The 25,041-nt window shown below is 69.6% G+C and carries 23 protein-coding genes; 10 read left to right on the top strand and 13 right to left on the bottom strand.

Translation table 11 applies throughout. The annotated features are described in order from the left end of the window. Positions 1-52 precede the first annotated feature (52 nt). From AB0F43_RS09770 to AB0F43_RS09740, 7 genes are all read left to right on the top strand, one after another. Complete coding sequence (locus AB0F43_RS09770) at positions 53-790, top strand: metallophosphoesterase family protein (RefSeq protein ID WP_360473272.1); 738 nt, start codon at positions 53-55, stop codon at positions 788-790. A gap of 17 nt (positions 791-807) precedes the next feature. Next, positions 808-1,938, top strand: coding sequence for a histidine kinase (locus tag AB0F43_RS09765; protein ID WP_360473270.1), 1,131 nt, complete (start codon positions 808-810; stop codon positions 1,936-1,938). A 122-nt stretch (positions 1,939-2,060) separates the two neighbouring features. Beyond that, entirely contained in the window at positions 2,061-2,807 is a 747-nt protein-coding gene (locus tag AB0F43_RS09760; protein ID WP_360473268.1) for a LytTR family DNA-binding domain-containing protein, read from the top strand. A gap of 11 nt (positions 2,808-2,818) precedes the next feature. Beyond that, the gene (locus AB0F43_RS09755) at positions 2,819-3,217 is read left to right on the top strand and encodes a hypothetical protein (protein ID WP_360473266.1); all 399 of its coding nucleotides are present in this window, start codon (positions 2,819-2,821) and stop codon (positions 3,215-3,217) included. After that, positions 3,218-4,780 carry a cation acetate symporter gene (locus tag AB0F43_RS09750; RefSeq protein ID WP_360473265.1) on the top strand — a complete coding sequence of 521 codons (1,563 nt, stop codon included), beginning with the start codon at positions 3,218-3,220 and terminating at the stop codon, positions 4,778-4,780. A gap of 167 nt (positions 4,781-4,947) precedes the next feature. Then, positions 4,948-5,292, top strand: coding sequence for a DUF485 domain-containing protein (locus AB0F43_RS09745; protein ID WP_360473263.1), 345 nt, complete (start codon positions 4,948-4,950; stop codon positions 5,290-5,292). Then, on the top strand, positions 5,289-6,935 hold the full coding sequence (locus AB0F43_RS09740; protein ID WP_360473261.1) for a cation acetate symporter: 1,647 nt from the start codon (positions 5,289-5,291) through the stop codon (positions 6,933-6,935). Before AB0F43_RS09745 ends, AB0F43_RS09740 begins: the two co-directional genes overlap by 4 nt. A 106-nt stretch (positions 6,936-7,041) precedes the next feature. Here AB0F43_RS09740 and AB0F43_RS09735 read toward each other — a convergent pair whose 3' ends face one another. The 3 genes from AB0F43_RS09735 to AB0F43_RS09725 are packed head-to-tail and all read right to left on the bottom strand — an operon-like array spanning position 7,042 to position 9,513. Continuing rightward, complete coding sequence (locus AB0F43_RS09735; protein ID WP_360473259.1) at positions 7,042-8,532, bottom strand: CYTH and CHAD domain-containing protein; 1,491 nt, start codon at positions 8,530-8,532, stop codon at positions 7,042-7,044. Positions 8,533-8,563: 31 nt separating this feature from the next. Next, on the bottom strand, positions 8,564-8,719 hold the full coding sequence (locus tag AB0F43_RS09730) for a hypothetical protein (RefSeq protein ID WP_360473257.1): 156 nt from the start codon (positions 8,717-8,719) through the stop codon (positions 8,564-8,566). Further along, positions 8,713-9,513, bottom strand: coding sequence for a methyltransferase (locus AB0F43_RS09725; RefSeq protein WP_360473255.1), 801 nt, complete (start codon positions 9,511-9,513; stop codon positions 8,713-8,715). The genes AB0F43_RS09730 and AB0F43_RS09725 overlap by 7 nt, the downstream gene beginning before the upstream one ends. Before the next feature lie 28 nt (positions 9,514-9,541). Between AB0F43_RS09725 and AB0F43_RS09720 the strand changes: the two genes are divergently transcribed. Further along, entirely contained in the window at positions 9,542-11,023 is a 1,482-nt protein-coding gene (locus AB0F43_RS09720) for a PLP-dependent aminotransferase family protein (protein WP_360473253.1), read from the top strand. Here AB0F43_RS09720 and AB0F43_RS09715 read toward each other — a convergent pair. Beyond that, entirely contained in the window at positions 11,016-13,124 is a 2,109-nt protein-coding gene (locus tag AB0F43_RS09715; protein WP_360473251.1) for an MMPL family transporter, read from the bottom strand. The genes AB0F43_RS09720 and AB0F43_RS09715 overlap by 8 nt on opposite strands. Positions 13,125-13,243: 119 nt before the next feature. Between AB0F43_RS09715 and AB0F43_RS09710 the strand changes: the two genes are divergently transcribed. Next, positions 13,244-13,864, top strand: a complete 621-nt coding sequence (locus AB0F43_RS09710) for a TetR/AcrR family transcriptional regulator (protein WP_360473249.1) — start codon at positions 13,244-13,246, stop codon at positions 13,862-13,864. On the opposite strand, the gene AB0F43_RS09705 is transcribed toward AB0F43_RS09710, so the two are convergent. The 3 genes from AB0F43_RS09705 to AB0F43_RS09695 form a co-directional block, all read right to left on the bottom strand. Beyond that, positions 13,844-14,812, bottom strand: coding sequence for a hypothetical protein (locus AB0F43_RS09705; RefSeq protein WP_360473247.1), 969 nt, complete (start codon positions 14,810-14,812; stop codon positions 13,844-13,846). The two genes, AB0F43_RS09710 and AB0F43_RS09705, sit on opposite strands and share 21 nt — an antisense overlap. A gap of 34 nt (positions 14,813-14,846) precedes the next feature. Next, a complete protein-coding gene (locus AB0F43_RS09700; protein ID WP_360473245.1) occupies positions 14,847-16,142 on the bottom strand; it encodes an MFS transporter in 1,296 nt (431 codons plus the stop codon). Between the two features lie 121 nt (positions 16,143-16,263). Next, positions 16,264-16,599, bottom strand: coding sequence for a sterol carrier family protein (locus tag AB0F43_RS09695; RefSeq protein ID WP_360473244.1), 336 nt, complete (start codon positions 16,597-16,599; stop codon positions 16,264-16,266). A gap of 84 nt (positions 16,600-16,683) precedes the next feature. Here AB0F43_RS09695 and AB0F43_RS09690 point away from each other — a divergent pair, with 84 nt between their 5' ends. After that, positions 16,684-17,310, top strand: coding sequence for a hypothetical protein (locus AB0F43_RS09690; protein ID WP_360473242.1), 627 nt, complete (start codon positions 16,684-16,686; stop codon positions 17,308-17,310). Between the two features lie 8 nt (positions 17,311-17,318). On the opposite strand, the gene AB0F43_RS09685 is transcribed toward AB0F43_RS09690, so the two are convergent. From AB0F43_RS09685 to tmk, 6 genes are all read right to left on the bottom strand, one after another. Next, a complete protein-coding gene (locus tag AB0F43_RS09685) occupies positions 17,319-18,923 on the bottom strand; it encodes an alpha/beta hydrolase (RefSeq protein ID WP_360473240.1) in 1,605 nt (534 codons plus the stop codon). Beyond that, entirely contained in the window at positions 18,920-19,981 is a 1,062-nt protein-coding gene (gene ricT / locus AB0F43_RS09680; protein WP_360474495.1) for a regulatory iron-sulfur-containing complex subunit RicT, read from the bottom strand. Before ricT ends, AB0F43_RS09685 begins: the two co-directional genes overlap by 4 nt. 68 nt (positions 19,982-20,049) lie before the next feature. Beyond that, positions 20,050-21,042: a DUF4190 domain-containing protein gene (locus tag AB0F43_RS09675; protein WP_360473238.1), complete on the bottom strand. Its 993-nt coding sequence runs from the start codon at positions 21,040-21,042 to the stop codon at positions 20,050-20,052. Positions 21,043-21,116: 74 nt separating this feature from the next. Beyond that, positions 21,117-21,782, bottom strand: a complete 666-nt coding sequence (locus tag AB0F43_RS09670; protein ID WP_360473236.1) for a DUF4190 domain-containing protein — start codon at positions 21,780-21,782, stop codon at positions 21,117-21,119. A gap of 106 nt (positions 21,783-21,888) precedes the next feature. Continuing rightward, entirely contained in the window at positions 21,889-23,058 is a 1,170-nt protein-coding gene (locus tag AB0F43_RS09665) for a DNA polymerase III subunit delta' (protein ID WP_360473234.1), read from the bottom strand. After that, positions 23,055-25,040, bottom strand: a complete 1,986-nt coding sequence (tmk, locus tag AB0F43_RS09660) for a dTMP kinase (RefSeq protein WP_360473232.1) — start codon at positions 25,038-25,040, stop codon at positions 23,055-23,057. The genes AB0F43_RS09665 and tmk overlap by 4 nt, the downstream gene beginning before the upstream one ends. Position 25,041: the final 1 nt, after the last annotated feature.

Genomic DNA, 25,041 nt, shown 5'->3' with positions numbered 1-25,041 from the left:
GCCCGCAGCTAAGAAGCCCGGAGACCGGTGCCGCCGAGGGCAGACTGACCTCATGGACCGGGTTGCCGTGCTTGCGGATGTTCATGGGGTGCTGCCTGCGCTCGAGGCTGTTCTGGCCGAGGATGACGTGCGGGCGGCGGATGTGGTGGTGCTGGCGGGGGACATTGCCAGTGGGCCGATGCCGGTGGAGACGTTGGATCTGCTCAGCTCGCTCGGGGAGCGGGTGGTGTGGGTTCGGGGGAATGCGGATCGGGAGCTGGTCGAGATGGCTCGGCACGAGTTCGAGGGAGAGCCGCCGGATGCGGTGAGTCCGTGGGCGGCCGAGCAGCTCCGGGCTGATCAGGTCGAGTTGCTGGCGGGCCTGCCTACGACCTCCACGATCGACGACATGCTCTTCTGCCATGCGACGCCGAGGGATGACGAGGAGATGGTGCTGGTGGACAGTCCGATCTCACGGTGGGCTCAGGTGTTCAGCGGGCTGCCGGAGGAGATCAGGACCGTCGTCTGCGGGCATACGCACATGCCGTTCGCGCGGCAGGTCGATCGGCGGCTGGTGGTGAACGCGGGCAGCGTGGGCATGCCGTACGGCGCTCCCGGGCCGAGCTGGGCGTTGCTGACCCTGGACGGCGTCCAGCTGCGACGGTCGGCGCTGGACAGCACAGAGGCCGCCGAGCGGATCGTCGCGGAGTCGACGTACCCAGGCAGAGAGGCCTGGGTGGCCGAGTATCTGCTCTCCACCTACTCCGACACAGAGGCGCTGGAGGCGTTCAGACCCCGCGCGGAGGGTTGAGCGGTTACCGTCAACACGTGTTCGCGCGACGGCGGAAGCATTTCGGGACTCAGGCTGACAAGGCGACGTATGCGACTCTGCATACCGCCTCGCTGGCAACACCGCACCTGCGTGAGGGCCTGACCCCCGCCGCGGCGGGTAAGGCGAGCCGCCACCTCCGGGACCTCCTGGGCACGGCGGCCATCGCCATCTGCGACTCCTCCGGCGTACTGGCGTGGGACGGGGTCGGTGGACCCTACGAGAGCAACCACCGGGGCGATGCGAAGGCTCTCGCGGCTCTAACCCTCCGCACCGGGCGTACGGCGGTGCTCGGAGCGCACGACGTGGCCTGTAGCGATCCGCAGTGTCCGATCCGTACGGCGGTCGTCGCCCCGATCGTGACCGAGGAGCGCGTGGTCGCCGTACTGGTCGCGTACAGCATCCGCACGTCGGCCGCACTGGTCCGGGCCACCGAGGAGGTCGCCCGCTGGGTGTCCGGCCAGGTCGAGCTGGCGGAGCTGAACAAAGAGCGCACCCGCGCGATGGAGGCCGAGCTGAGGGCGCTGCGGGCACAGATCAGCCCGCACTTCATCTACAACGCGCTGGCCGCGATCGCGTCGTTCGTGCGGACCGACCCGGAGCGGGCGCGTGAGCTGCTGCTGGAGTTCGCCGACTTCTCCCGCTACGCGCTCCGGCGTGGCGGCGAGTTCACCACACTGGCCGACGAGCTGCGCAACGTCGAGCGGTACCTGGTGCTCGAGCAGGCCCGGTTCGGTGACCGGCTGAAGGTGTCGCTGCAGATCGCGCCCGAGGTGCTGCCGGTGGTGATCCCGTTCCTGGTCGTGCAGCCGCTGGTGGAGAACGCCGTCCGCCACGGTCTGGAAGGAACCACCGGGATCGGCCGGATCACCATCCGGGCCCGGGACCAGATCAACGAGGCCGAGATCAGCGTCGAGGACGACGGCGCCGGCAGCGACCCCGAGGTGATCCGGGCCGCGCTGTCCGGTGGGTCGGGCAGCGACTCGGTGGGCCTCGGCAACGTGGACGCCCGGCTCCGGCAGGTGTACGGCGACGCGTACGGCCTGGTCGTGGAGACCGCCGTCGACGCCGGGACCAAGGTGACCTTCCGGGTGCCGAAGTACTCCTCAGGAGTACACGCGTCGCCCTAGGCGTGGGACCGTCAGACCCGGCCTGGCGTGTCGACCTCCGCGTCATCGAAAGCTCGCTCATCGGGCCACTCCCCGCAAAGACAGTAGCTCCATTCCGGATTCGCTGGCATTACTGTGTGGGCATGGCCGACACTCCCCTGCGCGCGCTGGTCGCGGACGACGAGGAGCCCGCCCTGGCCGAGCTCGTGTACCTGCTGTCGCAGGACGACCGGATCGGCGAGATCCGGACCGCCTCGAACGGGCCGGAGGCGCTGAAGATCCTGCAGGCCGCCGACCTCGACGTGGTGTTCTGCGACATCAAGATGCCCGGCCTGGACGGGATCGACCTGGCCCGGGTGCTGTCCAAGTTCGCCAGCCGCCCGCAGATCGTCTTCGTCACCGCGTACGACGAGCACGCGGTGGCGGCGTTCGACCTCGATGCGACCGACTACGTGATGAAGCCGGTCCGCGCCGAGCGACTGGCCGAGGCGGTCCGCCGGGTCGTCACCGTGGGCGCGCCGGCCGCGCTGCAGAGTGCCGAGGAGTCCGATGACGAGGTGATCCCGGTCGAGTTGGCCGGCGTCACCCGGTTCGTGCAGCGCTCGACGGTTCGCTACGTGGAGGCACAGGGCGACTACGCCCGTCTGCACACCGGGCAGAACTCGCACCTGGTCCGGATTCCGCTGAGCACGCTGGAGGAACGCTGGCGCGACGCCGGGTTCACCCGGATCCACCGCAGTACGCTCGTCGCCCTCGCGCACGTGGACGAGATGCGCGTCGACGGCGGCCGGTGCGCGGTCCGCGTCGGCGGCGACTGGCTTCCGGTCAGCCGTCGGCACACCCGTGAACTCCGCGACCTGCTGGTCCGGTCGACCTCACTGCGCGGTTGAGGGCGGATGAGATGAGTACGCCGCAGGGCCCCGAGGAGTCCCGCGTTCGTCGACGAGTGCGGGTGACCAGCCCGCGGACCAGCGCGGCCCGCCGCCCGATCACCCGGACCGGCACCCGCGAGATCGACGAGCAGACCCGGCTCGGCCAGGTCTACATGCAATCGCTGATCCAGTCCCAGCTCCGCCTCGCCCTGGCCGTCATCGCCGGATCCGCCGTCGTCCTCGGCGGCATCCCGCTGCTGTTCGCGCTCGTCCCGGCCACCCGCACCTTCGCGGTTCTCGGCCTGCCACTCCCCTGGGTGATCCTGGGCATCGTGGTCTACCCGGTCGTGTACGTCGCCGCGCGCATCTACGTCCGCAACGCCGAGCGGATCGAGTCCGAGTTCACCGAGTTCGTCGGACGGGAATAGATGTCCCCGGCAACTAGTCTGACCGCGATCGCGCTGGTCATCGTGGCGACGATCGGCATCGGCCTGTTCGGCTTGCGGATCTCGCGCACGACCAGTGACTTCTACGTCGCCAGCCGGGTTGTCACGCCGCGCTGGAACGCGTCCGCGATCAGCGGTGAGTACTTGTCGGCGGCATCGTTCCTCGGCGTCGCCGGGCTGGTGCTGGTGAACGGCGCCGACATGCTCTGGTTCTCCGTCGGCTACACGGTCGGCTACCTGATGCTGCTCGTGCTCGTCGCCGCACCCCTGCGCCGATCGGGTGCGTACACCCTGCCCGACTTCGCCGAGACCCGTTTCGAGTCGGCCGTCGTACGGCGGATCTGCTCCGGGCTGGTCGTCGGCATCGGCACGCTGTACCTGCTGCCCCAGCTCCACGGCGCCGGCCTCACCCTGCAGACGGTCACGGGCGCGCCGCCCGATGTCGGTGCCGCGGTCGTCGCGGTGATCGTGGTGATCAACGTCGCCGCGGGTGGTATGCGCTCGATCACCTTCGTCCAGGCGTTCCAGTACTGGCTGAAGCTCACCGCTCTGGCTGCGCCGATCTTCGTCATCCTGATCGCGTGGCGTTCGCTGGAGCACCCGGTCGGCGTGCTGGAGTCGCTGCAGGGCGCCGGTGCGGAGTGGGCCGAGCCGTTGTCGACCGCGGGTGGCCGCGATCATCCGCTGTACGCCACCTATTCGCTGCTCTTGGCCCTTTGTTTCGGCACGATGGGCCTGCCGCACGTGCTCGTCCGCTTCTACACGAACCCGGACGGACGGGCGGCCCGCCGTACGACAGTCGTCGTACTGGCGCTGCTGGGGACGTTCTACCTGTTCCCACCGATGTACGCCGTCCTCGGAAGAACGTTCGCGCCGGACCTGGTCGGGAGTGGTGCGGACACCGTCGTACTGGAGCTGCCGGGGCGCATCTTCCCTGGTACAGCAGGGGATCTGCTCGGCGCACTGGTCGCGGCCGGAGCGTTCGCGGCGTTCCTGTCGACGTCGTCGGGGCTGACCGTCGCGATCGCGGGCGTGATCGACCAGGACCTGTTGCGGAGCAGGTTGCACCGGTGGACGGGCGGTGACTACGTCGCGGTGAACAGCTTCCGGATCGCGGCGCTGCTGTCGATGTGCGTGCCGTACGTTGCGTTCCAGCTGACCGGGTCGCTGAGTCTCGCCGACACGGTCGGGCTCGCGTTCGCGGTGGCCGCGTCGACGTTCTGTCCCCTGCTGGTGCTGGGGATCTGGTGGCGGCGGATGTCCACGACCGGTGCGGCCGCCGGGCTCGTGGTCGGCGGGGTCGCGGCCAGTGCCGCGGCGCTGGTCAACGTGATCGGCGGCCCGGACAGCGGCTGGCCACAGGCACTCGTCGGGCAACCGGCCGCGTGGACGATGCCGCTCGCGTTCCTCACCGTGATCGTGGTGTCGAAGCTGACCCCGGACAAGATCCCGGCCGGCACCGCCCGCAGCATGGTCCGCCTGCACACCCCCGAGGCCGTCGACGTCGACCGCGGCCTGCCGCTACCGCCGTACCGCTCGTCGTGAGGATCCGACCGCTCGTCGCAACGCGGTGATCCACCGGTCGACTGGTGTCATCCGCTGAGCGCTCGATGCCGCGTGGATGCTGTCGGCGCGGCGTGACGCCGACCACAGTACGGACCAGCACCCCCTGCCGGTCACCGCCCGGCCTGATTCCGTCTGGAGGTCCCGCGATGAGCGAAACGACGCGATCCGCGGGCGATCCGGAGTTGACGACGTACCGAGATGTCCAGGTGTCACCGGACTTCTCCGAGCTGCGTCGCCGGTTCCGGCGCTTCGTGTTCCCGATGACCGGCCTGTTCCTGGTCTGGTACTTCCTCTACGTCCTGCTCGCGGCCTACGCGCCCGGTTTCATGTCGGCCCGGATCGGCGGCAACATCAACGTCGCGCTGCTGTTCGGTCTCGGCCAGTTCGTCTCGACGTTCGCCATCACGATGGTCTACGTTCGCTGGGCCGACAAGCAGGTCGACCCCGACGCCGAGAAGCTTCGCCACCAGATCGAGGGAGTTGACCAGTGAGCGCGCCTCTTCTGTTGCCACTGGCAACCGATATCGGCAACCCGACCGTCAACATCGCGATCTTCGCGCTGTTCGTGGTCGCGACGCTGGCGATCGTGATCAAGGCGTCCCGGAACAACCGGACCGCGGCCGACTTCTACGCCGGCGGCCGGTCCTTCACCGGCCCGCAGAACGGTATCGCGATCGCCGGTGACTACCTGTCCGCCGCGTCCTTCCTCGGCATCGCCGGTGCGATCGCCCTGAACGGGTACGACGGCTTCCTCTACTCGATCGGCTTCCTGGTGGCATGGCTGGTGGCCCTGCTGCTGGTCGCCGAACTACTCCGGAACACCGGCCGCTTCACGATGGCCGACGTACTGTCGTTCCGGCTCAAGCAGCGGCCGGTCCGGATGGCGGCCGCGATCTCGACCCTCGGCGTCTGCTTCTTCTACCTGCTGGCGCAGATGGCAGGCGCCGGGGGTCTCGTCGCACTCCTGCTGGGCATCGACGACCGGGCCGGGCAGAGCCTGGTGATCGCGGTGGTCGGCCTCATCATGATCACCTACGTGCTGGTCGGCGGGATGAAGGGCACCACCTGGGTGCAGATCATCAAGGCCGTTCTGCTGGTGCTCGGCGCCGGCCTGATGACGCTGTGGGTGCTGGCGAAGTACACCTTCAACCTGTCCGGTCTGCTCGGCGCGGCGGTCGACCGCAGCCCGGCCGCCGGCGAGAAGCTGCTCAACCCGGGTCTGCAGTACGGCGCGACCGGCATCAGCAAGCTGGACTTCATCTCGCTGGCACTGGCCCTGGTCCTCGGTACTGCCGGTCTGCCGCACGTCCTGATGCGCTTCTACACGGTGCCGAACTCCAAGGAAGCCCGCCGCAGCGTCAGCTGGGCGATCTGGATCATCGGCATCTTCTACCTGTTCACCCTCGTCCTCGGGTACGGCGCCGCCGCGCTCGTCGGACCGGACGCGATCCGGGCCGCTCCGGGCAAGGCGAACTCGGCCGCACCACTGCTGGCGTTCGAGCTCGGCGGCGAGCTGCTGCTCGGTGTCATCTCCGCGGTCGCCTTCGCCACCATCCTGGCCGTGGTGGCCGGCCTGACCATCACCGCGAGTACGTCGTTCGCCCACGACGTCTACGGCCAGGTGATCAAGAAGGGCGAGGTCAACGCGGACGGCGAGGTCCGGGTCGCCCGGATCACCGCGCTGGTGATCGGTGCGGTCGCGATCGTCGGCGGCATCTTCGCCAACGGGCAGAACATCGCGTTCCTGGTGGCGCTGGCGTTCGCGGTCGCGGCCAGCGCGAACCTGCCGACGATCCTGTACTCGCTGTTCTGGCGGCGGTTCAACACCCGCGGCGCGCTGTGGAGCATCTACGGCGGCCTGGGCTCGGCGATCATCCTGATCGCGTTCAGCCCGGTCGTCTCCGGCAAGGTGGACAAGAAGACCGGCCAGAGCCTGTCGATGATCACCGACACCGGGATCGACTTCCACTGGTTCCCGCTGGACAACCCCGGCATCGTCTCGATCCCGCTGGCCTTCGTGCTCGGCTGGCTCGGCACGGTCACCAGCAAGGAGCAGACCGACGTCGACAAGTTCGCCGAGATGGAGGTCCGCTCGCTGACCGGCGCCGGCGCCGAGAAGGCGGTCCAGCACTGAGACCTGTCAGGCAGGCCCTGCTGAACACAAGCGAACCTGCCTGACAGCCCCACCTCCGCCCCTGGAGACGGACCCGGTACCCCCTGGCCGGGTCCGTCTTCTGCGTTCAGCCGAACTCGAGGGTGGGCCAGAGTTGGTAGAAGGCGTCGCGGGAGCGGGTGCCGCGGTGTTCCTCGGCGGCGTGGAGGCGGCCGAAGGTGAAGGCGTTGCCGCCGTCGAGCTGGACCTGGACGGCCAGTTGGCGGAGGAGGTCGCGGGAGACGACGGAGTCCTGGTGTTCGCCGAGGACTTCCTGGACTTCCTCGGCGCGGGCGGCCAGGTCGGCGGCTTCGTCACCGAGGACCGGTACGGCGGACTCCGCGGCGTACCGGAGTCGCTTGGCGGCCTTGCGGACCTCGTGGAGCTCATGGTCCTGCTCCGCTGTGGTCTCGGCCGCCTTTGACCGGCGGACCGCCTTGCGCATCCGTTTCCAGTCGTGGTCGAGGAGGTCCTGGATCTGCTTGGCCGCCTTGCGGTCGTCTCCGACGAGCGGCGGATTGGCGATCAGTTCGTCGAGAGTGTCCAGCAGCCGGAAGTACCGCTCGCTCTCCAAAGCGGCCAGGGCACCCGCGCGGCCCTCTTGGTAAACACCCCGCAGGTGGTCGTCGATCCGGCCCGCGACGCGACCCATCACCAGTTCGGCCGGCTGCTCCGCGACCTCGGCGGCGAAATGCTCGCGCTGGACCTCGGCGTCCCGCGCGACTCCGAGCTCACCGGCCAGCCACTTCAGCTCGGCCCGGATCTGATCGCCCGCCTCGCGGTCCACCACCGGCCGGTACGTCGCCAGCGCGGACCGCAGCCGCCGCGTCGCCACCCGGAACTTGTGGATCGAGTCCGGGACATCCCGCCGTACCTCCGGATCCCGCTCGTGGATCGCCTGCACCTGGGCGGCGGCGTACGCACGGAACAGGTCGGACGTGCGCGGCTTCGACGGCAGCTCCCACTCATCGCGCGCCGGCACACGGTCGCCCAGTGCGCGAGCGAGTTTGCTCGGACCCGCGGCCGGCTCAGCGCCCGCGGATCGCAGCACCTCGTCGGCGGCCTCCAGCAGCGAGCGCTCACCGCCGACGAGCTCGACCTCCCACTCGCGCCAGCTTTCCGGCTCGGCGCCGTTGACGGCCGCGGTGACCCGGTCGTCGGCGAGCTCCGCAAGCACTGCACCGTCGGAGTCGAGCAGCCGGTGCACGACCCGCCTCGTGTTCAGGGTCACCACCGGGACGAGCTCATGGTCGCGGACATGCACCCGCACGGTTCGCGCCACCTCGCCCGGCACCTTCTGCGTCGATCGACCCAGCGGGTGGCGGACCTCCAGCCGTTCACCCGACGACACCGGGAGTTTCACGTGCCAACCGTCGTCCTCGCCACCGGTCCGGCGGCGCAAGGTCACTTTGTTGGCGGCGAGACTCAAGGCCTCGGTGTCGTAGTACACCGCCTCGAGTTCCTGCTCGACCGGTTGCGCCACTCTTGCTACCCCGGGCAGCTCGTGCAGCGCCGGGACGCTCGCAGTTTCGTCGACGTCGTACTTGGTCTCGATCTCGAGCTGCTCGTTGGGCGCCATCCCCCTTGTTTACCAGGTGTTCATGAACTGGTCAGCGGAGCACCCGCAGGTCGGCGGCGAGGCGTTCCAGATCACGATCGGGTACGCCGTTACGCGTGATGCCTGGCGTGGACGGCCAGGCCTGCCGGCCGTGGTTGAGTTGTAGAGCCAAGGCGATCAGGACGAGGAACAGCAGCAGGATCAGCATTGTCGGCCTACCGATTTGAAGAAGGTGTAGTGGAAGGTGCCGCCGGACTCCGCGGCCTTGGACAAGTCGCGGATGCCGCGCTCCCATTCGGCAGGGGTTCGCATCCCGGCGGCGATCGCGCGGTGCCGGACGGACTCGACCATCGCGATGAAGGTCTTCCGGGTGAACCCGTCGACCAAGTGCGGCAGCGTCTCGTCGGCGTACACGGTGCACGGCCAGGCCCGCACGTCGTCGTACCCGGCGTCCTTGAGCAACGGCTGCAACCTCCGGCCGATCAGCGCGTCCCCGCCCGCCTCCGCCTGCAGGTCGACGAGGCAGTCGATCACCGCGTGCGCCGCCGCACTCCTCGGGTGGAAGAACGCTGACTCGTGATCGCCTTCGATCACGGTGATCGTGCCGCCGGGCTTCAGCAACCGCCGCAGCCGGACCAGGGCGTCGTGCGGATCGGGCAGGTGCTCGAGCACGAAGCAGAGGAAGACGTGGTCGAACTCCTCGGTGATCTCGTGGAGGTCGGCGAGCCGCCAGTCGACCCGGGCGTCCGGGGCTGCGGCGCTGACGCGGGCTTTGGCCTGGGCGAGTGATTCCTCGGAGATGTCGACCGAGACCAGGTCGATGCCGGGGCTGCGGGTCACCAGCTGGAGCGTTTGCGCGCCGACCCCGCAGCCGGCTTCGAGTACGCGGCTCCCGGCCGGATAGCTCGTCCCGGCGTGCAGGAGATCGGCGAGAGTCTGCGCCTGCTCGGTCAGGCGACGGGTCTCGGCCGGGGTGTAGCCGTGCACGTAGTCAGTTCCCATACCTCCACGCTGCCGTCACAATGGTCCAGTGAACAGGTCCAATCAGGGCGAAATTGGCCAGTCCAAAACAGGAGCCGACTTCCTTCAGCTGGACCCGGCGGACGCACCGGCCGGCGGATTGTCGGACTGGCTGACCGAGCGGCTCCGGGCCGCGATCTCGGACGGCCGGCTCCCGATCGGCAGCCGGCTGCCCGCCACCCGCGTCCTCGCGGCCGAGCTGCAGGTCTCCCGTGGCGTCGTCACCGAGGCCTACCAGCGCCTGACCGAAGACGGTCACGTCGCCGGCCAGGGTCGCGCCGGCACGGTCGTGGTCGCCGCGCCCGTTGGAACCCCAGCCCAGCCGAGCGCTCCGCCTCGCGCCCGGCGGCAGCCTGCCGCGGTCGAGCCGCCGGTGGTGAGCGCGCCGGGCCTGGACGTCTTCGACACCCTGCGAGCGGCTCCGGCCCGAATCGACCTCACCCCCGGCGTACCCGACCTCGCCGCCTTCCCGCGGACCGCCTGGCTGCGCGCCGAGCGAGCGGTACTGAACGACCTCGAGTCCGCGCAGTTCGGGTACGGCGACCCGTCCGGTACGCCGGCGCTGCGTCGGGCGGTCGCCGACTGGCTCGCCCGCAATCGCGGTGTGACGGCGCACCCCGACGACCTCATCATCGTGGCCGGCGTCTCCCAGGCGATCGGCCTGGTCGCCCAGGTCCTCAAGACTCGCGGCATCACCGCGATGGCCGTCGAGGATCCCGGGTCACTCGGATCCCGCCAGCACCTGCAGAACTGGGGTCTCGACACGCCCCCGATACCGGTCGACGAAGGCGGGCTCCGGGTCGATCTGCTGCGCGAATCCGGGGCCCGCGTGGTGATGGCGACTCCGGCTCACCATTTTCCGACTGGCGTCGTACTGGATGGGGAACGGCGGCGGGAGCTGATCCAGTGGGCGGCCGAGGGCGGGCTGATCATGGAGGACGACTACGACGCCGAGCACCGGTACGACCGTCCGCCGGTTCCCGCCCTGCGGGCGATGCTGGCCGACCAGGTGATCTACGCGGGCAGTGTGTCGAAGCTGCTCGCGCCGTCGCTCCGGATCGGGTGGATGCTGCCGCCGCCGGAGTACAAACAGGACCTGATCGACATGAAGCGCCTGGCCGACCTCGGCAACGCGGCACTCCCGCAACTCACCCTGGCCCACCTGATGGAGTCGGGCGAGCTCGAGCGTCAGCTCCGCTTCCTCCGCCGCCGGCACCGCACCCGCCGCGACGCCATGGTCCGGGCCGTCACCAACTATTTGCCTACAGCAACAGTCCACGGAGCCGCCGCCGGCCTCCACCTCACCATCACCTTCGACTTCTCGGTGAACGACGTCGAGCTGGCCGCGGCCGCCCTGCAGAAGGGCGTGAAAACCCACCCCCTCTCCTGGCACTGCCAACTCCCGCACGCCCCGGGCCTGGTCCTCGGGTACGCCGCCCGCACCCCGAGCGAGCTGACCGAAGCCATCGCCACCATCGCCGAAGTCATGTGACCGGACTCCACCAGTTCGCCCGACCAGCCAGTTTCATGAACGCGGGCAGCAACACGCCCCGGATCGCGGTCGCATCCACCAGGACCGCCACCGCCATCCCGATGCCGATCATCTTCAGATAGACGACACCACCCGTCGCATAGACCGCGAACGACAACGCCATTACGGCGGCTGCCGTCGTCGCCAACGGCGCGGACTGCTGCAGTCCGGTCGCCACCGCCCCCACCGTGTCACCCGTTCGCAGGTACTCCTCCCGGATCCGCGACACGATGAACACCTCGTAGTCCATCGACAGCCCGTAGACGATGCAGAACATCAGCATCGGCATACTCGCCTCCAGCACGCCGGTCGCGGTGAACCCGAGCGGCCCGGACAGGTTGCCCCGCTGGAAGATCCACACCATCACGCCGAACATCACCGCAAGGCTGAGCAGATTCAGCACGGTCGCCTTCAACGGCAACAGCACACTGCGGGTCGCGACCCAGAGCACCGCGAAACTCAGGAGCAGAATCAGCCCGAGTACCAATGGAATCCGCTCGGTCAACGCCGACCGCCAGTCCACCATCTCGGCCGGCGTCCCGCCGATGACTGCGTCGTACGGCGTCTCGACCGCCCGCACCCGCTCCACCCAACCGGGGACATCACCGTCCAGCACGTCCTGGGTCGGCGTGACCGTCAGGTAGGCGCCTCCGTTCCGGGTGTACGTGTCCACCTGGGCAACACCGTCCAGCTTCGACAGCGTCTCGGCGTACGGCGCGAGCGCGGCGACCTGATCCGTTGCCGGCATCACGACGTACAGGGCATCGGATTCCTCCTGGCCGAAGTTGGCGCGGACCTGGTCGGCCATGATCCGGCTACTCGCGTCGGCCGGCAGGATGCGTGCGTCGGGCAGACCGAGCCGCAGCCCCAAAGCCGGCGCCGAAAGCAACAGGATCAGCGCGAGCATCGCGCCACCGGTCAGCACCGGGCGCCGCATCACGCAGTGGGCCAGCCGGAACCATCTCCCCTCGTTGCGCTCGGCAACCGTTCCGGCGGCACGCCGGCCGAGCAGGGCGAGCGCGGCCGGGAGAATCACGAGGGCACCGAAGAGGGCCGAAGCCACGACCAGCACACCGGCATACCCGAACGAACGCAGGAACGGCAGTGGGAACAAGAGCAGCGCGAGCAGCGACATGGCGACCGTCAGGCCGCTGAAGAACACCGTCCGGCCGGCCGTGGCGACCGCGGCCACCACAGCGTCTCCGACCTCCGCACCACCGGCCAACTCCTCGCGGAAGCGCGCGATGACGAACAGGCAGTAGTCGACGCCGAGGGCGAGACCCATGACCAGCGAGAGGTTCGCCGCGAAGGTGGAGACCTCGGTCACCGCGGCGATCACCCGCAGCCCGGCGAGCGCACCGCCGACCGCGAAGATCCCGACGCCCAGCGTCACCAGGGCCAGTGAGACTTTGCGGTAGATCAGCACCAGAAGCAGCAGAACCATCGGCAGGACGATCAACTCCGCGCGCAGGAAGTCCTCCCGCGCCTGCGCACCGATCTCCCGGAACACCTCGTCCTGACCGCCGGACTGGACCGAGATCCCGTTGCCCTGACCGGCGAACTCTTTCGCGAGCTCACCGACCCGGGCCCGGGCCTCGTTCACATCTCCCGGCACGCGGACCAGCACCAACGCCTGACGAGAGTCTTTGCTGCGCAAGGCGGGACTGTCACCCCGCGACCAGTACGACGCCGCCTCGGCGACACCGGTACGGTCGGCGATCTCCTCGGTCAGCTTGACGCCGGACGCCCGTACGGCGGGATCGTCAACGGTGCCGGAGTCCGCGGTGACCAGGAAGGCGAGGTTCGGCGGGCCGGTCTCGAACTGAGCCTCGAGGACGCGCCTGGCCCGATCCGATTCCGACGCGGGGTCTGCGATCCGGGACAGGGACAAGGCATTCAGAGCCCCGGAGGCAACCGCCAGAACCAGCACGGTCAGCACCGCGGAGAGCACGACGACCACCCGGCGACGCCGAACCACGAGGCACCCGAGCCGATCGAGGAGGGTTCGGCCAGTGGTGGTCCGGCCTGGCTCCGCCGGGCGTTCGAGGGTGGGTGCGGACACGGCGGACCTCCCAGATGGCGCCGCCGGCCGGCGGCGCTAGGATGACGAAACACGAGCAGTTGCTCGCATACGGAGAAAATACGAGCATTTACTCGTGTTTGTCAACGAAGGGATGGCGGATGCCCGAGGAACCGCGGCGGCAGGCGCGTGGGCAGCGGCGGATGGAGCAGTTGACTGACGCGGCGGCGGTCGTGTTCGCCGAGGTCGGGTACGCGAAGGCGACTACCAACGCGATCGCCAAACAGGCCGGCGTCTCGCCGGGCACGCTGTACCAGTTCTTCGCCAACAAGGAGGCGCTCGCGGAGGCGCTGGCGGAGCGCTATCGGGTCGAGTTGAAGGCCGCGCACGAGGAGGCGTTCGACCTCAGCATGGCCAAGCTGCCGCTGCCCGAGATGGTCGACCGGATGATCCGGCCTATGGTCGCGGTCAACCTCGCCAACCCTGGCTTCAAGGCCCTGTTCAGCAGCGGCGACCTGCCGGACCGCCTGACCGCACCCACACGAGCACTCCAGCAGGCCGTCACCGGTCGGGTCGCTGAGGTCATCGCGGCACGCCTGCCCGACCTGCCCGCCGAGCAACGCGACACCGCCGCGGCGGTCGCCACCCAGATCTTCGCCGCCCTGCTCGGCACGATCGTGTCCGTACCGGCCCCCGACCGCGAACGGTGGATCGCCGAGCTCAACCGCGCCCTGGTCGGCTACCTCAGTCCACTGGAGAGCTCAGCGGGTGTAGAGGGGTGACATCGCGAGGGCGAAGGCGGTCATGGTGTCCGGGTCGATCGCGCGGGCTGGGAGGGGGACCAGGTCGACCAGTTTGTCGGCGCCGACGCGGATCGTGGTCCGGCCGGTGGCGGTGTCGACGTACGCCTCGTCCCCGAGCGGGATCGACTGCGACGTCGCGGCCTTGCGGATCGGCGCCATCAACGCCTCCGCGTTCGGCGTACGGCGTACTGAGGTGGACAGCACGCTGGTCGGGTTGACCCAGCCGCAGACCAGGTCGCCGAGCGCGGTCTGCCCGTCGCGGCGGACCATGGCCGGCGCGCCCATCACTTTCGCCGCCGCGGACGACCCGCGTTCGCAGTCCGGCCGGGCGATCAGCGGCTGCGGCTCCGGCAACCCGGGCGCCTGCCGGACGACTTCCTGCCCGAGTACGACGTACTTCGCCGGCGTCGCCGCCGGGCCACTGACCTTGTAGAGCCGTCCCTTCAGCAGGAACACCACGAACGTGCTGGTCCCGAAGCCGCCCTCACCCACCGCCGCGGGCTTGGCCGGCTCGCCCTTCGTCGCCGCGTAGGCCTTCTGCGCGCCGGTCAGCGTCGCCTTCGTTGCCGGCAGCACCGAAACCTCGACTCGCAGCAGCGGACCGTTCGGGCTGGTGCTGAGCCCGAACTGGCAGACGTCGTACGTCGGCAGACCGAAGTCGGCCGGCACCGGCTTGGTCTGGAGTGTCACCACGGGCACGCCGAGCGTCGACTGCACCAGCTGTTGGTCCATCCGCACGCACAGCGTCTCCGCCATCTTCGCGGTCGGCGGCGTGCTCGGAGTCTCCGAAGGTGTCTGCGAGGGTGTCTGGGTGGGCGGGGTGCTCACCGAGACCAGCGGCGGCACGTTCGGCGCGGTCTCGTTGCCGGGCCCGCCGCACCCGGCCAGCGCCAGCACCACCACGAGCACTACAGGACGGATACGCATGATGACCCGACTGTAGTTGACCGGACCGACAGACTCACCCCGCTTCCGCGGCAGCCCGGAGCTCCCTTTCCCGTACGGCGTGCTCGTCGGTGCGGGCGTCGTACCGCCAGAAGTCGCGCAACCAGGCCGCGGTCACCACCACGCCGGCGACGCACAGCACACCGCCGCTGACGATGGACGTCCGCACGCTGGTCAGATCCGCGACCAGGCCGGACCGCGACTGGCCGCCGAGCGGGCCGAGCGAGTAGGACAGCATCTCGATCCCCGCCAGCCGGCCGCGCATCTCGTCCGGGATGGTCTGGTTCCAGATCACCGCGCGGAACAGCCCCGAGATCATGTCCGCGCCGCCGGCGACAGCGAAGAACGCGATCGCGAACCAGATGTTCGGCGCCAGCCCGGCGACCCCGACCGAGGCGCCCCAGGTGATGGTCGCCAGCACGACGGCCCGGCCGTGGTGATGCACCCGGCGAGCCCAGCCGCTGGTCAGGGTCGCGAGCATCGCCCCGATCGCCTCCGCGCTGTAGAGGAGACCGAGCAGTTTCGGCTCCTTCAGCACCTCGGTGGCGAACGCCGGGAACAGCACGATCGGCATCGCCAGGAACATCCCGACCATGTCGACGGCGTACGTCCCGAGCAGGTCGCGGCGCCGGAACGCGTAGGTGATGCCTTCGCCGATCGCGCGCAGGCTCGGCGGCGTACTGTGCTCGCTCGTCTTGTACGGCCGCAGCCGCAGGTACAGCAGCGTCGCGACGGCGAGACCGGCCAACTCGACCGTGAACGCCCAGGCGACGCCCGCCGTCGCGACCAGGACGCCGCCGAGCGCGGGACCGGCCAGTTGACCGACCTGGAGGATGAGCGCGTTCAGCGTGACCGCGGCCGGCATCTCCTCGTGTTTCACCACCCGCGGGAAAAGGGCGTCCCGGCTCGGCCGTTGCAAAGACGATGCGATCGCGTTGAGACCGCCGCAGACATAAATGAGCCACACCTGTGGATTGGTGAGCAGGGTGTTGGCGAGGAGCAAAGCACAAATGACGACCTGGGCAATACCGGTGCCGATCAGCATTTTCCGCCGGTCGACGTGGTCCGCGAGCGCTCCGCCGTACAAACCGAACACGACGAGTGGCGCGATCGTCACCAGACCCATCGCGCCGACGGCGAAGTTCGAATGCGTCAATTGGTACAGCTGATACGGCAATGCGACATACCCGACCATGCCGCCCAGAAAGAAGACGGAACCCGAGATCACCAGGATGCGAAAGTCCCGGGAACCATGCCACGGAGTCAGATCGACACGGAGCCGGGAAAGGCGTGCACGGACACTTGATGCCACCGGCACATAGTGACATGGGAAGTCACCCCGGGAAGAACCCTTTTCGTTCTACCCCCGGGACCGATTGGTTGCCCATGGCGTCAACCTTCCGGACGGGAACAGCCCGGCCGGCTGTCAACCCTCAGACGAGTGGGAGCAGCGGACTCAGGTCGGTGCGCTCGCCGCTGGCGCGGAGTCTGCCGCTGGCGCGGGCGTCGGTCCAGGTGGCACGGCCCAGGGCCAGGTCGATCCACAGCTCCGGCGGCAGCTCGACGACCGCTCCCGGGGTGCCACGGGTGTGCCGGGGTCCTTCGATGCACTGCACCGCGCCGTACGGCGGGACGCGGACCTCGACCGCGTGTCCAGGGGCCTTCGCGACCAGGAGTTTCAGCAGGTGCTTGGTGAGCAGCTTCAGGTCGGCGCGTTCCGCCGTACCGGCGTCGTACCGCTGGAGTGCCTGGTCCAAAACGGGATCCACGACGTGCCAGCGTACGCGGAAATTGTGGGGTCGCCCCCTTCGTGGTCGATAATCAGCAGGGACAGATCGGGAAGCGAGGTCGGGATGCTCACGCCCAGGCACCAGGCGCTGCTGATGACGCTGGCGGGAATGACCGTCGGCGTAGCTGTATTCGGCACCGTGCTGGCGATCAACGGGGACCTGACCGGGAACGACACACCCGTCGGGATCGTGAACAGCCAACCCGCACCGAGCACGCCGTCGTGTGCCGACTGCCTGCAGGCCGGCTCGCTGCAGTACACGCTGCAGACCTTCGGCACCAAGAGCGACCAGGTGTCCGCCGAGGTCCCGACCGGGTGGACCAGCGAGCAGGACGGCACCCGTCCACGGTTCGTGGACCCGACCGGCGTCTGGCAGATCCGGTTCGACACGCGCGGCAGCAAGCAGTCCCCGGCCGAGCTGGCGGACAGCCGCGCCGGCAGCATCGACGAGCCGGATCTGAAGGTGCTCGGCCGCGACAACGGCACCCTGATCTACACGTACGTCGACCAGACCCGCGGACCGCGGATGGGCCTGTCCCGCTGGATCTCCACCGACGGCGGCGAGAGCACCGCCGTCGAAGTCACCGTCGGCGGCCGCCCGAAGGACGAAGCGGCCCTCCGCGCCGTCCTCGAGCACGCCACCACGACGCTGCAGCTGCCGCCGTCAGACAACGACACCCGGCCGAACTGAGCACTGAGCTAGCACTTGATGTCGGCGGTCGGCGCCGTACCTTGCAGCAGGTAGCTCTCCACCGCGTTGTCGACACAGGCGTTGCCGGCCTTGTAGCCGGTGTGACCGTCGCCGTCACGGGTGATCAGGACCCCGCTCTCCAGCTGGCCGGCCAGGCCGACGGCCCACTCGTACGGCGTCGCCGGGTCGCGCGTGGTGCCGATGACCACGATCGGCTTCGCCCCGGACGCCTTGATCGCGTGCGGCTTGTCCTCGGCCTTCACCGGCCAGTTCGCGCACGCCAGCGATCCCCAGAGCAGGAACGACCCGAATCGCGGTGACGCGGCCTTGTACTCCGGCTCCTCCGCCTTCGCCTGCGCGATCGAGCTGATGTCCGGGCGATCCAGGCAGTTGACCGCGTAGATCGCCTCGTTGCTGTTGCTCGTGTAGCCGCTCGGCTCCCGGTCGGTGTACTCGTCGGCGAGCGCCAGCAGCCGGGCGCCGTTACCGGCCAGCCCGTCCAGCACCGCGTCCTCGAGTCGCGGCCAGAAGTCCTTCACGTACAGCGGGAAGATGACACCCAGCACCACCAGGGCCTGCGTGACCTGGCGTTTCCCGTCACCCGGCAGCGGGGTCGCGTCGCTGTCGTCGATCAGCTTGTCGACCTTGGCGAGCACCTCCTGCTTGGTGCTGCCGAGGCGGCACGACCGCTGCGCACAGTCCTCCGCGAACGCGTCCAGCGCGGTGTCAAAGCCCTTCGCCTGCGCCATGTTGTTCTGCTTCGAGGTCTTGGACGGGTCCACGGCGCCGTCCAGCACGAGCCGGCCGACGTTCTTCGGGAACAGCTCGGCGTACGTCGCGCCGAGGTAGGTGCCGTACGACATGCCGAGGTAGTACAGCTCCGAGTCGCCGACGATCCCCCGCAGTACGTCGATGTCGCGAGCGGCGTCCTTGGTCGACACGTGCGGCAGCAGCTCACCGGAGCGCTGCTCACAGGCGTTCGCGAAGGTCTTCGACACACTGTTCAGCTCGTTGATCTCGGCCTCGTTGTCCGGGCTGCCGTCGGTCGCGATGAACTTGTCCAGCTGCGCGGTGTCCAGGCAGCGCACCGGAGTCGACTGCCCGACGCCGCGCGGGTCCCAGCCGATCACGTCGAACTTCCGCAGCAGCTGCGCGCCCAGCACGAACCCGGCCGAGGCGGCGAAATCCAGCCCCGACCCGCCCGGACCGCCCGGGTTGATGAACAGTGTGCCGACCTTGCCGGCCCGGTCCCGGGCCAGCACCTTGCGCGCCCGCAGCTCGATCGTCTCGCCGGTCGGCTTGGAGTAGTCCAGCGGCACGGTGATGGTCGCGCACTGCTGGTTGGAGCCGCAGCGCTCCCAGTCCGGCTGCTGCTCGTAGAACTTCTCCAGCCCGGCGGGGACGGGACCTGCCGGCCCCTTGGTCGGGTTGCTGCCGGTCGTCCCGCTCGTGCTGCGGTCGCCCGCGTCCTGGGCCCGGCTCGCGACCCCACAGCCACTCGCCAGCACCGCCAGCACCGCGAACAGAGCAACCCCGCGGTTGGGCAGGACCTTGGGCAGGACCGCAACGCCTCGCGTCGTTCGAGGGGCTGCGGTCGTCCTGCGGAATCTCACTGCGAGTTGTCTCCCTCGTCGTCATGGTGCAAGCGCCTGCGCCGCCGCGGCTTCCGTCGGCGCCGCTCCTCCGGCGACTCCGTTTCCGCCGGTTCGACCTCCACCGCCGGTACGACGTCCTCCGCCGACTCGGCCGCCACCGACTCGGCCTCCGGTGGTGCGGCCTCCGCTGGTACGGCGGCCGCTGGTACGACGTCAGCCGCTGATTCGACCGGCGGTGCGTCCGGTGTCGTCGTACTGGAGGCTTCGTACTGCTGGCGTGGCGAGCAGACGTCCGCCCGGCTGCACGCGCAGCGCCGGCCCGACGCCGCCAGCCGCACCACCACGGTGTCGCTCGGCACGTTGTGTCCGACCACCACTCCATCACCCGCGGGGGTCTCCACCCGGGTGCCGGCCGGCGGCGCCTTCGCGTTGAACTCCTGGTACAGCGGGTGCTCGTACTTCAGGCAGCACATCAGCCGCCCGCAGGCGCCGGAGATCTTCAGCGGGTTGAGCGGGAGATCCTGGTCCTTCGCCATCCGCACACTGACCGGCTCGAAGTCCTTCAGGAAGGTGGCGCAGCACAGGTCGCGGCCGCACGGCCCGATCCCGCCCTGCAGCCGGGCCTCGTCGCGGGCACCGACCTGGCGCAGCTCGATCCGGGCCCGCAGCCCGCGGGCCAGGTCGCGGACGAGCTCGCGGAAGTCGACCCGGTGCGGCGCGGAGAAGTACACGATGACCAACTGGTCCACGTCCGGCCGGCGGTCGACGAAGTCGATCCCGACCACCTTCATCGGCAGCCCGTGCTGGCGGATCAGCCGTTTCGCGATCACCCGCGCGTCGGCGCGCCGCTGCCGGTTCTGCTCGTCCCGGTCCAGGTCCGCCGCGGTCGCGATGCCCTCACACAGCGGCAAGCCGCCGATGTCCTCCGTGACGTACTGCGGCGCCCACACGCACTCCGCCACCTCCGGACCGTCATCGGTCGGCACCAGCACCTTGTCCCCGACACGCGGACGATGCGGGCCGGGGTCCAGGTAGTACAGCCGCCCATACCGCTCGAACGACACCGCCATCACCATGCCCACGCCGCCAGCGTACTTCCACCGGCTACAGGAACAGCCCACGCGTGGGCTGTAGCCCCGTACGCCTAGCGGCGGGTGCCCTTGACGCTTCCGGTGAGTTGGTCGAAGTCGGGGCCGTAGGCGGCGCAGACGACCAGGCGGTCGTTGGCGTTCCAGAGCTGTCTGGTCGGGGTCCAGTAGTCCCATTCGAGCTTGGTGGTCTTCACCGTCGACCCGACGTACTCGGCGAACTCCGTGGCGCAGCCCTGCTCACCGGCCTTGTCGATCTCCCGGTCACCCGGGTACGGGCCGGCCGGGAGCGTCACGCCGGCGATGATCTCGCCGTCGTGCGGAACCGAACAGGACTGGCGGACCACCTCGTCCTCCTCGTCACCCTCGTCGAAGCACTCACCGACGGCGAGGTCGTCGACGTACGTGTCCGGCGTCGAGTACGACGTGGGCTCCGGCGCGCCGTAGTAGTCGTCGTCGCTGCTGGCGCCGAACCAGCCGAGGGCGACGATCAGCACGAGGTAGAACGCCCAGCCCAGCGTGCCCAGGCCGCCGAGCACCAGGCCGGCGATCGCCATGCCCTTGCCGTCGTCCTGGCGCTTCTTGATCTGCACCAACGCGGCGATGCCGAGGCCGACCGCCACCGGCGAGGCGATGCCGATGCAGAAACCGCCGATCCCGGTCGCCAGCGAGGCGATCGCGAGCCCGTTGTTGCCGCGACCGGCCGTACCTGGATAGCCATACCCGTACGGCGCCGGCCACGTCCCCGCCGACGGATACCCGTACTGCGGCTGCCCGTACGGCGCACCACCCTGCTGCCCGTACGGCGCCTGACCACCCGGCGGACCGTACGGCGACTGACCACCCGGCGGACCGTACGGCGATTGCCCGTACGGCGACTGTCCGGCCGGCTGAGGCTGCTGCGGCTGCCCCGGCGCCGCCCACTGCGTCGATCCACCCGCCGGCCCGTACGACGGCTGACGACCCGGCTGCCCTTGCGGCGGCTGGCCGCCGGACTGCTGGGTGTGGTGCTGGTCAGGACGGCCGTAGGTCGGGAAAGACCTGGGCACGTCCTGGGGCCGTTCCGGCTCCGGTCGGTACGGTGGCTGACTCACATTTCCCCCAGTGCTTTCCCCCGCTGGTGTTACCGCTGCGCCCCGCGCATGGTACCGGTCAACCGGGTCCCCGGCATGCCGACCAGGCAAAGCACATTGCCGTCAGCAAGAGGACGATCCGCCAGCACCACGTAGTACATGTCCAGCTCCGACTGCTCGTACGGCTTGCCCACGAAGGCGCCGAACGCGACCGCACACTGCTGGGTGGCGACCGTCCCCTTGTCCTCGGCCGACAACCGGGCCAGGTTGGCCTGGACCTTCGCGTACGCCTCGCCGGTGTGCGCGACCGCACAGTCGGCGATCCGCACCACCCGCAGCGTGTCCGCCTCCAGGTCCGCGTCGAAGCACTGCTGGACGGCGACCTCCGAGATGGCGACGGTACGGCCGATGCCCGCCCGTCGTTCGCCGTACAGGCCGAGCGCGACCGCGACTCCGATCGCAATCACCCAGCACGCGCTGATCGCCAGCGCGCCGTACGCGAGTCGTTTGCCGCGGCTGCCGGACCGCTTGAGCCGGCGCAGCGCGATCCCGGCCAGCACTACCGCGATCGGCACCAGCCCAGGCAGGCTCGTCACCAGCGCCGCCACGGCGTAGCGGTCCTGGCGTTGCTGCGCGGGTGTCGGAACGCCCGCGAGCCAGGACTCGGCCGGCGGCAACGAAGGCCGGGCAGGCTGGATCGGAGGCGGCTGCGTCATTCAGGTCCGTTCGGGCAAGGAGGCCCGAACGGTCTGCCCGGACACCCAAACATCGGACCCGCCGGTCTCGGTGTTACAGCCGCTGCCCGCTGAACGGACGGCGGTCTCACCCTTCGAACAGGCCGATCGTCATCGCCTCGAGGGCCAGCAGCGGTGCGACGTTGGTCTCGATCGCCTCTCGGCAGGCGGCGAGCGCGTCGATCCTTCGAATCGTCTGCTCAGGGGTGGTCCGGCCCGCGAGTTGCTCGATGTTCGGGCGGAGCTCGGCGTTGATCAGCTCGGCACCGGAGCGGGTCTGAACCATCAGCACGTCGCGGTAGAGCGCGATCAGGTCGACCAGCGACCGGTCGAGCACATCGCGCTCCCAGCGCTTGGCCCGGGCCTTCTGCTGCTCGTCGAGCTCCTTCAGCGCGGCGTTCGCCTCCCGCGGCTTGGCGCCCTTGGTGCCGACGCCGAGCGCTTGCTCGAGCTCGGCCCGTTCCTTCTCGTCGACCTTCGCGGCGCTGGCCTTCGCCTCTTCCCTGGCCGCCTCGAGCAGTTGCTGCGCGGCCTTCAGGCAGGCGCCGAGGTCGCGGAGCGCGAACGGGACCTCGAGCACCTTCGTCCGCCGGTCCCGCACCTCATGGTCGCGGGCCAGCGCCCGGGCCCGGCCGATGTGGCCCTGGGCCGCCCGGGCCGCGAACCCAGCCAGCTCCGGATCCACACCGAGCTTCCCGGTCAGCATGGTCGCCACCGCGTCCACCGGCGGCGTCCGCAGCACGAGCAACCGGCAGCGCGACCGGATCGTCGGTACGACGTCCTCGACCGTCGGAGCGCACAACACCCAGACGGTCCGCGGCGACGGCTCCTCGATGCTCTTCAGCAACGCGTCGGCGGCCTGCTCGGTCAGCCGGTCCGCGTCCTCGACGACCATCACCTGCCAGCGTCCCTGGGTCGGGCTCATCGCGGCCCGGCGAATCAGTTCGCGGATCTCGCTGACCCGGATCGACAGCAGCTCGGTGCGGATCAGCGACACGTCCGGGTGCGCGCCGCTGAGCGCCGTACGGCACTCGTTGCACTCACCGCACCCCTGGTTCGCACACTGCAACGCGGCCGCGAACGCCCGGCCCGCATTCGACCGGCCGGACCCGGGCGGCCCGGTGATCAGCCAGGCATGCGTCATCCCGGCCACCGCCGCCCCGCGCTCACCCCGCATCCCGGCTGCCGCGGCCACCACAGCCTTCTCGAGCACGGCAACCGCCGGCCCCTGCCCGACCAAGTCGTCCCAAACCCTCATAGATCCACCTTCGGCAGCATCGGTTGGAGGCGGGCGCGGATCTGGGCGGCGATCTCTTCGCGGTCCTGGGTGGCGTCGAGGACGAGGTAGTGCTGCGGCTCGGCCGCGGCGAGCTCGAGGAAGGCGTTCCGCACCCGCAGGTGGAAGTCGTGCGACTGGGCCTCGATCCGGTCCCGCTCGGTGAACCGGTCGAGTCCGCTCTTCGGCGGCAGGTCGAGCAGGATGGTCAGGTTCGGCCGCAGGTCGTCGGTCGCCCAGCGGTTGACCCGTTCCACGTCGGACAGGTCCAGGTCCCGCCCGGATCCCTGGTAGGCCAGGGCGGAGTCGACGTAACGATCGGTGATGACGACCGCGCCCGCCTTGAGTCCGGGCTTGATCACCGAGTCGACGTGCTCGGCCTTGTCGGCGGCGTACAGCAGGGCCTCGGCGCGATGCGAGATGTCACCGGTCGCCGGGTCGAGCACGATCTGCCGCAGCGTCTTGCCGAGGTCGGTCGCACCTGGCTCGCGGGTGAGCAGGACCTGCTGGCCCTGCTCCTTGAGCCACTCGACCAGCATGGCGGACTGGGTCGACTTGCCGGCGCCCTCGCCACCTTCCATCGCGATGAACAGGCCGGTGGTCGGGTAGACGCCAGGAGTCTTGCCGAAGCTCCGCCGTACGTCGCGCCAGAACGGGACCCCCGGACGGTCGTCCATCTGCCGCCAGGCGACGACGCCGATCACGCCCGCCAGCACGGCGGCGATCAGCATCGTCAGCGCGGCGCCGTTGTAGGTGAACGACCTGCCGCCGATGGTCCACGTGTTCCGGCCGAGCGCACCGGCGGCGAACGGAGCGATCGCCAGCGTGACCGCGAGAACGGTCCGTACGGCGGACTGGACGAAGGCGAAGGTCCGGCCGCGCACCGCGTCCGGGACCTCGAGGCCGAGCAGGGTGTAGCCGGAGACCCAGGACGCGCCGGCGCAGAAGCCGAGCAGCACCGCGATCATGGTGGCGATCTCGAGCTGCTGGATCAGCGCCAGCCCGGCCAGGCAGACCCCGGAGCCGACCAGTCCGGCCGCGAACAACCGCCGCCGGGACAGACCGGAGAACAGCCGCGGCGCGAACCCCATGCCGAGGGCGAGACCGCCGAACACGGCACCGAACAGCACGCCGTACCCGGGATCGCCGGCTTTGAGGTCCTCGACGTACGTGCGACCGAGGCCGATCACGACCGCGCCGGCCGCGAACGCACCGGAGATACCGACCACGAGCCCGCGGACGACCGGCGTACCGGTGACGTAGGACCACCCTTCGACCACGGTCCGCCACAGCGTCGGATGCTGCTCGTGCTCGTGCACGGCCCGGCCGATCTCGGCCACCGACACGATCGCCAGCGCCGACACGACGAAGGTGGCCGCGTTGACGTACACGGCCAGGTCGATGGAAAGCTCGCCCAGCCCGCGGGTCACCAGGGTGATCGCGGTGAAGATGACGGCGGCCGGCAAGGCTGAGCCGTAGGTGGTGATCAGGCTGAGCTGGTTGGCCGCTTCCAGCCGGTGCCGGGGCACCAGGTTCGGCACGCTGGCGTCCTTGGCCGGGCCCCAGACCAGGCTGACGATCTCGATCAGCACGGTCGCGATCAGCAGCCAGGTGAGCGTGCCGACGATCGGGATGGTGACGAAGAAGGCGGCCCGGATCAGGTCGCCGACGATCATCGTCCAGCGCCGGTCCAGCCGGTCCGCGACCCAGCCGGCCACCGGTCCCATCACCAACGCGGGCAGCACCCGGAGGAACAGCACACCGCCGATGGCGAAGTTCGCCGCCTGGTAGTCGTCCCCGGCGAAGGACTTCGCCATCGCGGTCAGTGCCAGCAGGCCGATCCAGTCACCCAGGCTGGACAGCCCAAAGGCCACCCAGAGTCGCCGGAACGCCCGGATCCGCAACACCGCGCGCACATCATGCGCCGGTGCAGGATCAGTCAGCGGGTCATAAACCTCCGGCACA

The organism is Kribbella sp. NPDC023972 (genome assembly GCF_040639075.1).
Lineage (GTDB): Bacteria > Actinomycetota > Actinomycetes > Propionibacteriales > Kribbellaceae > Kribbella.
The sequence above is the reverse complement of the archived record's forward strand: the minus strand, read 5'-3'. Positions and strand labels throughout refer to the sequence as shown.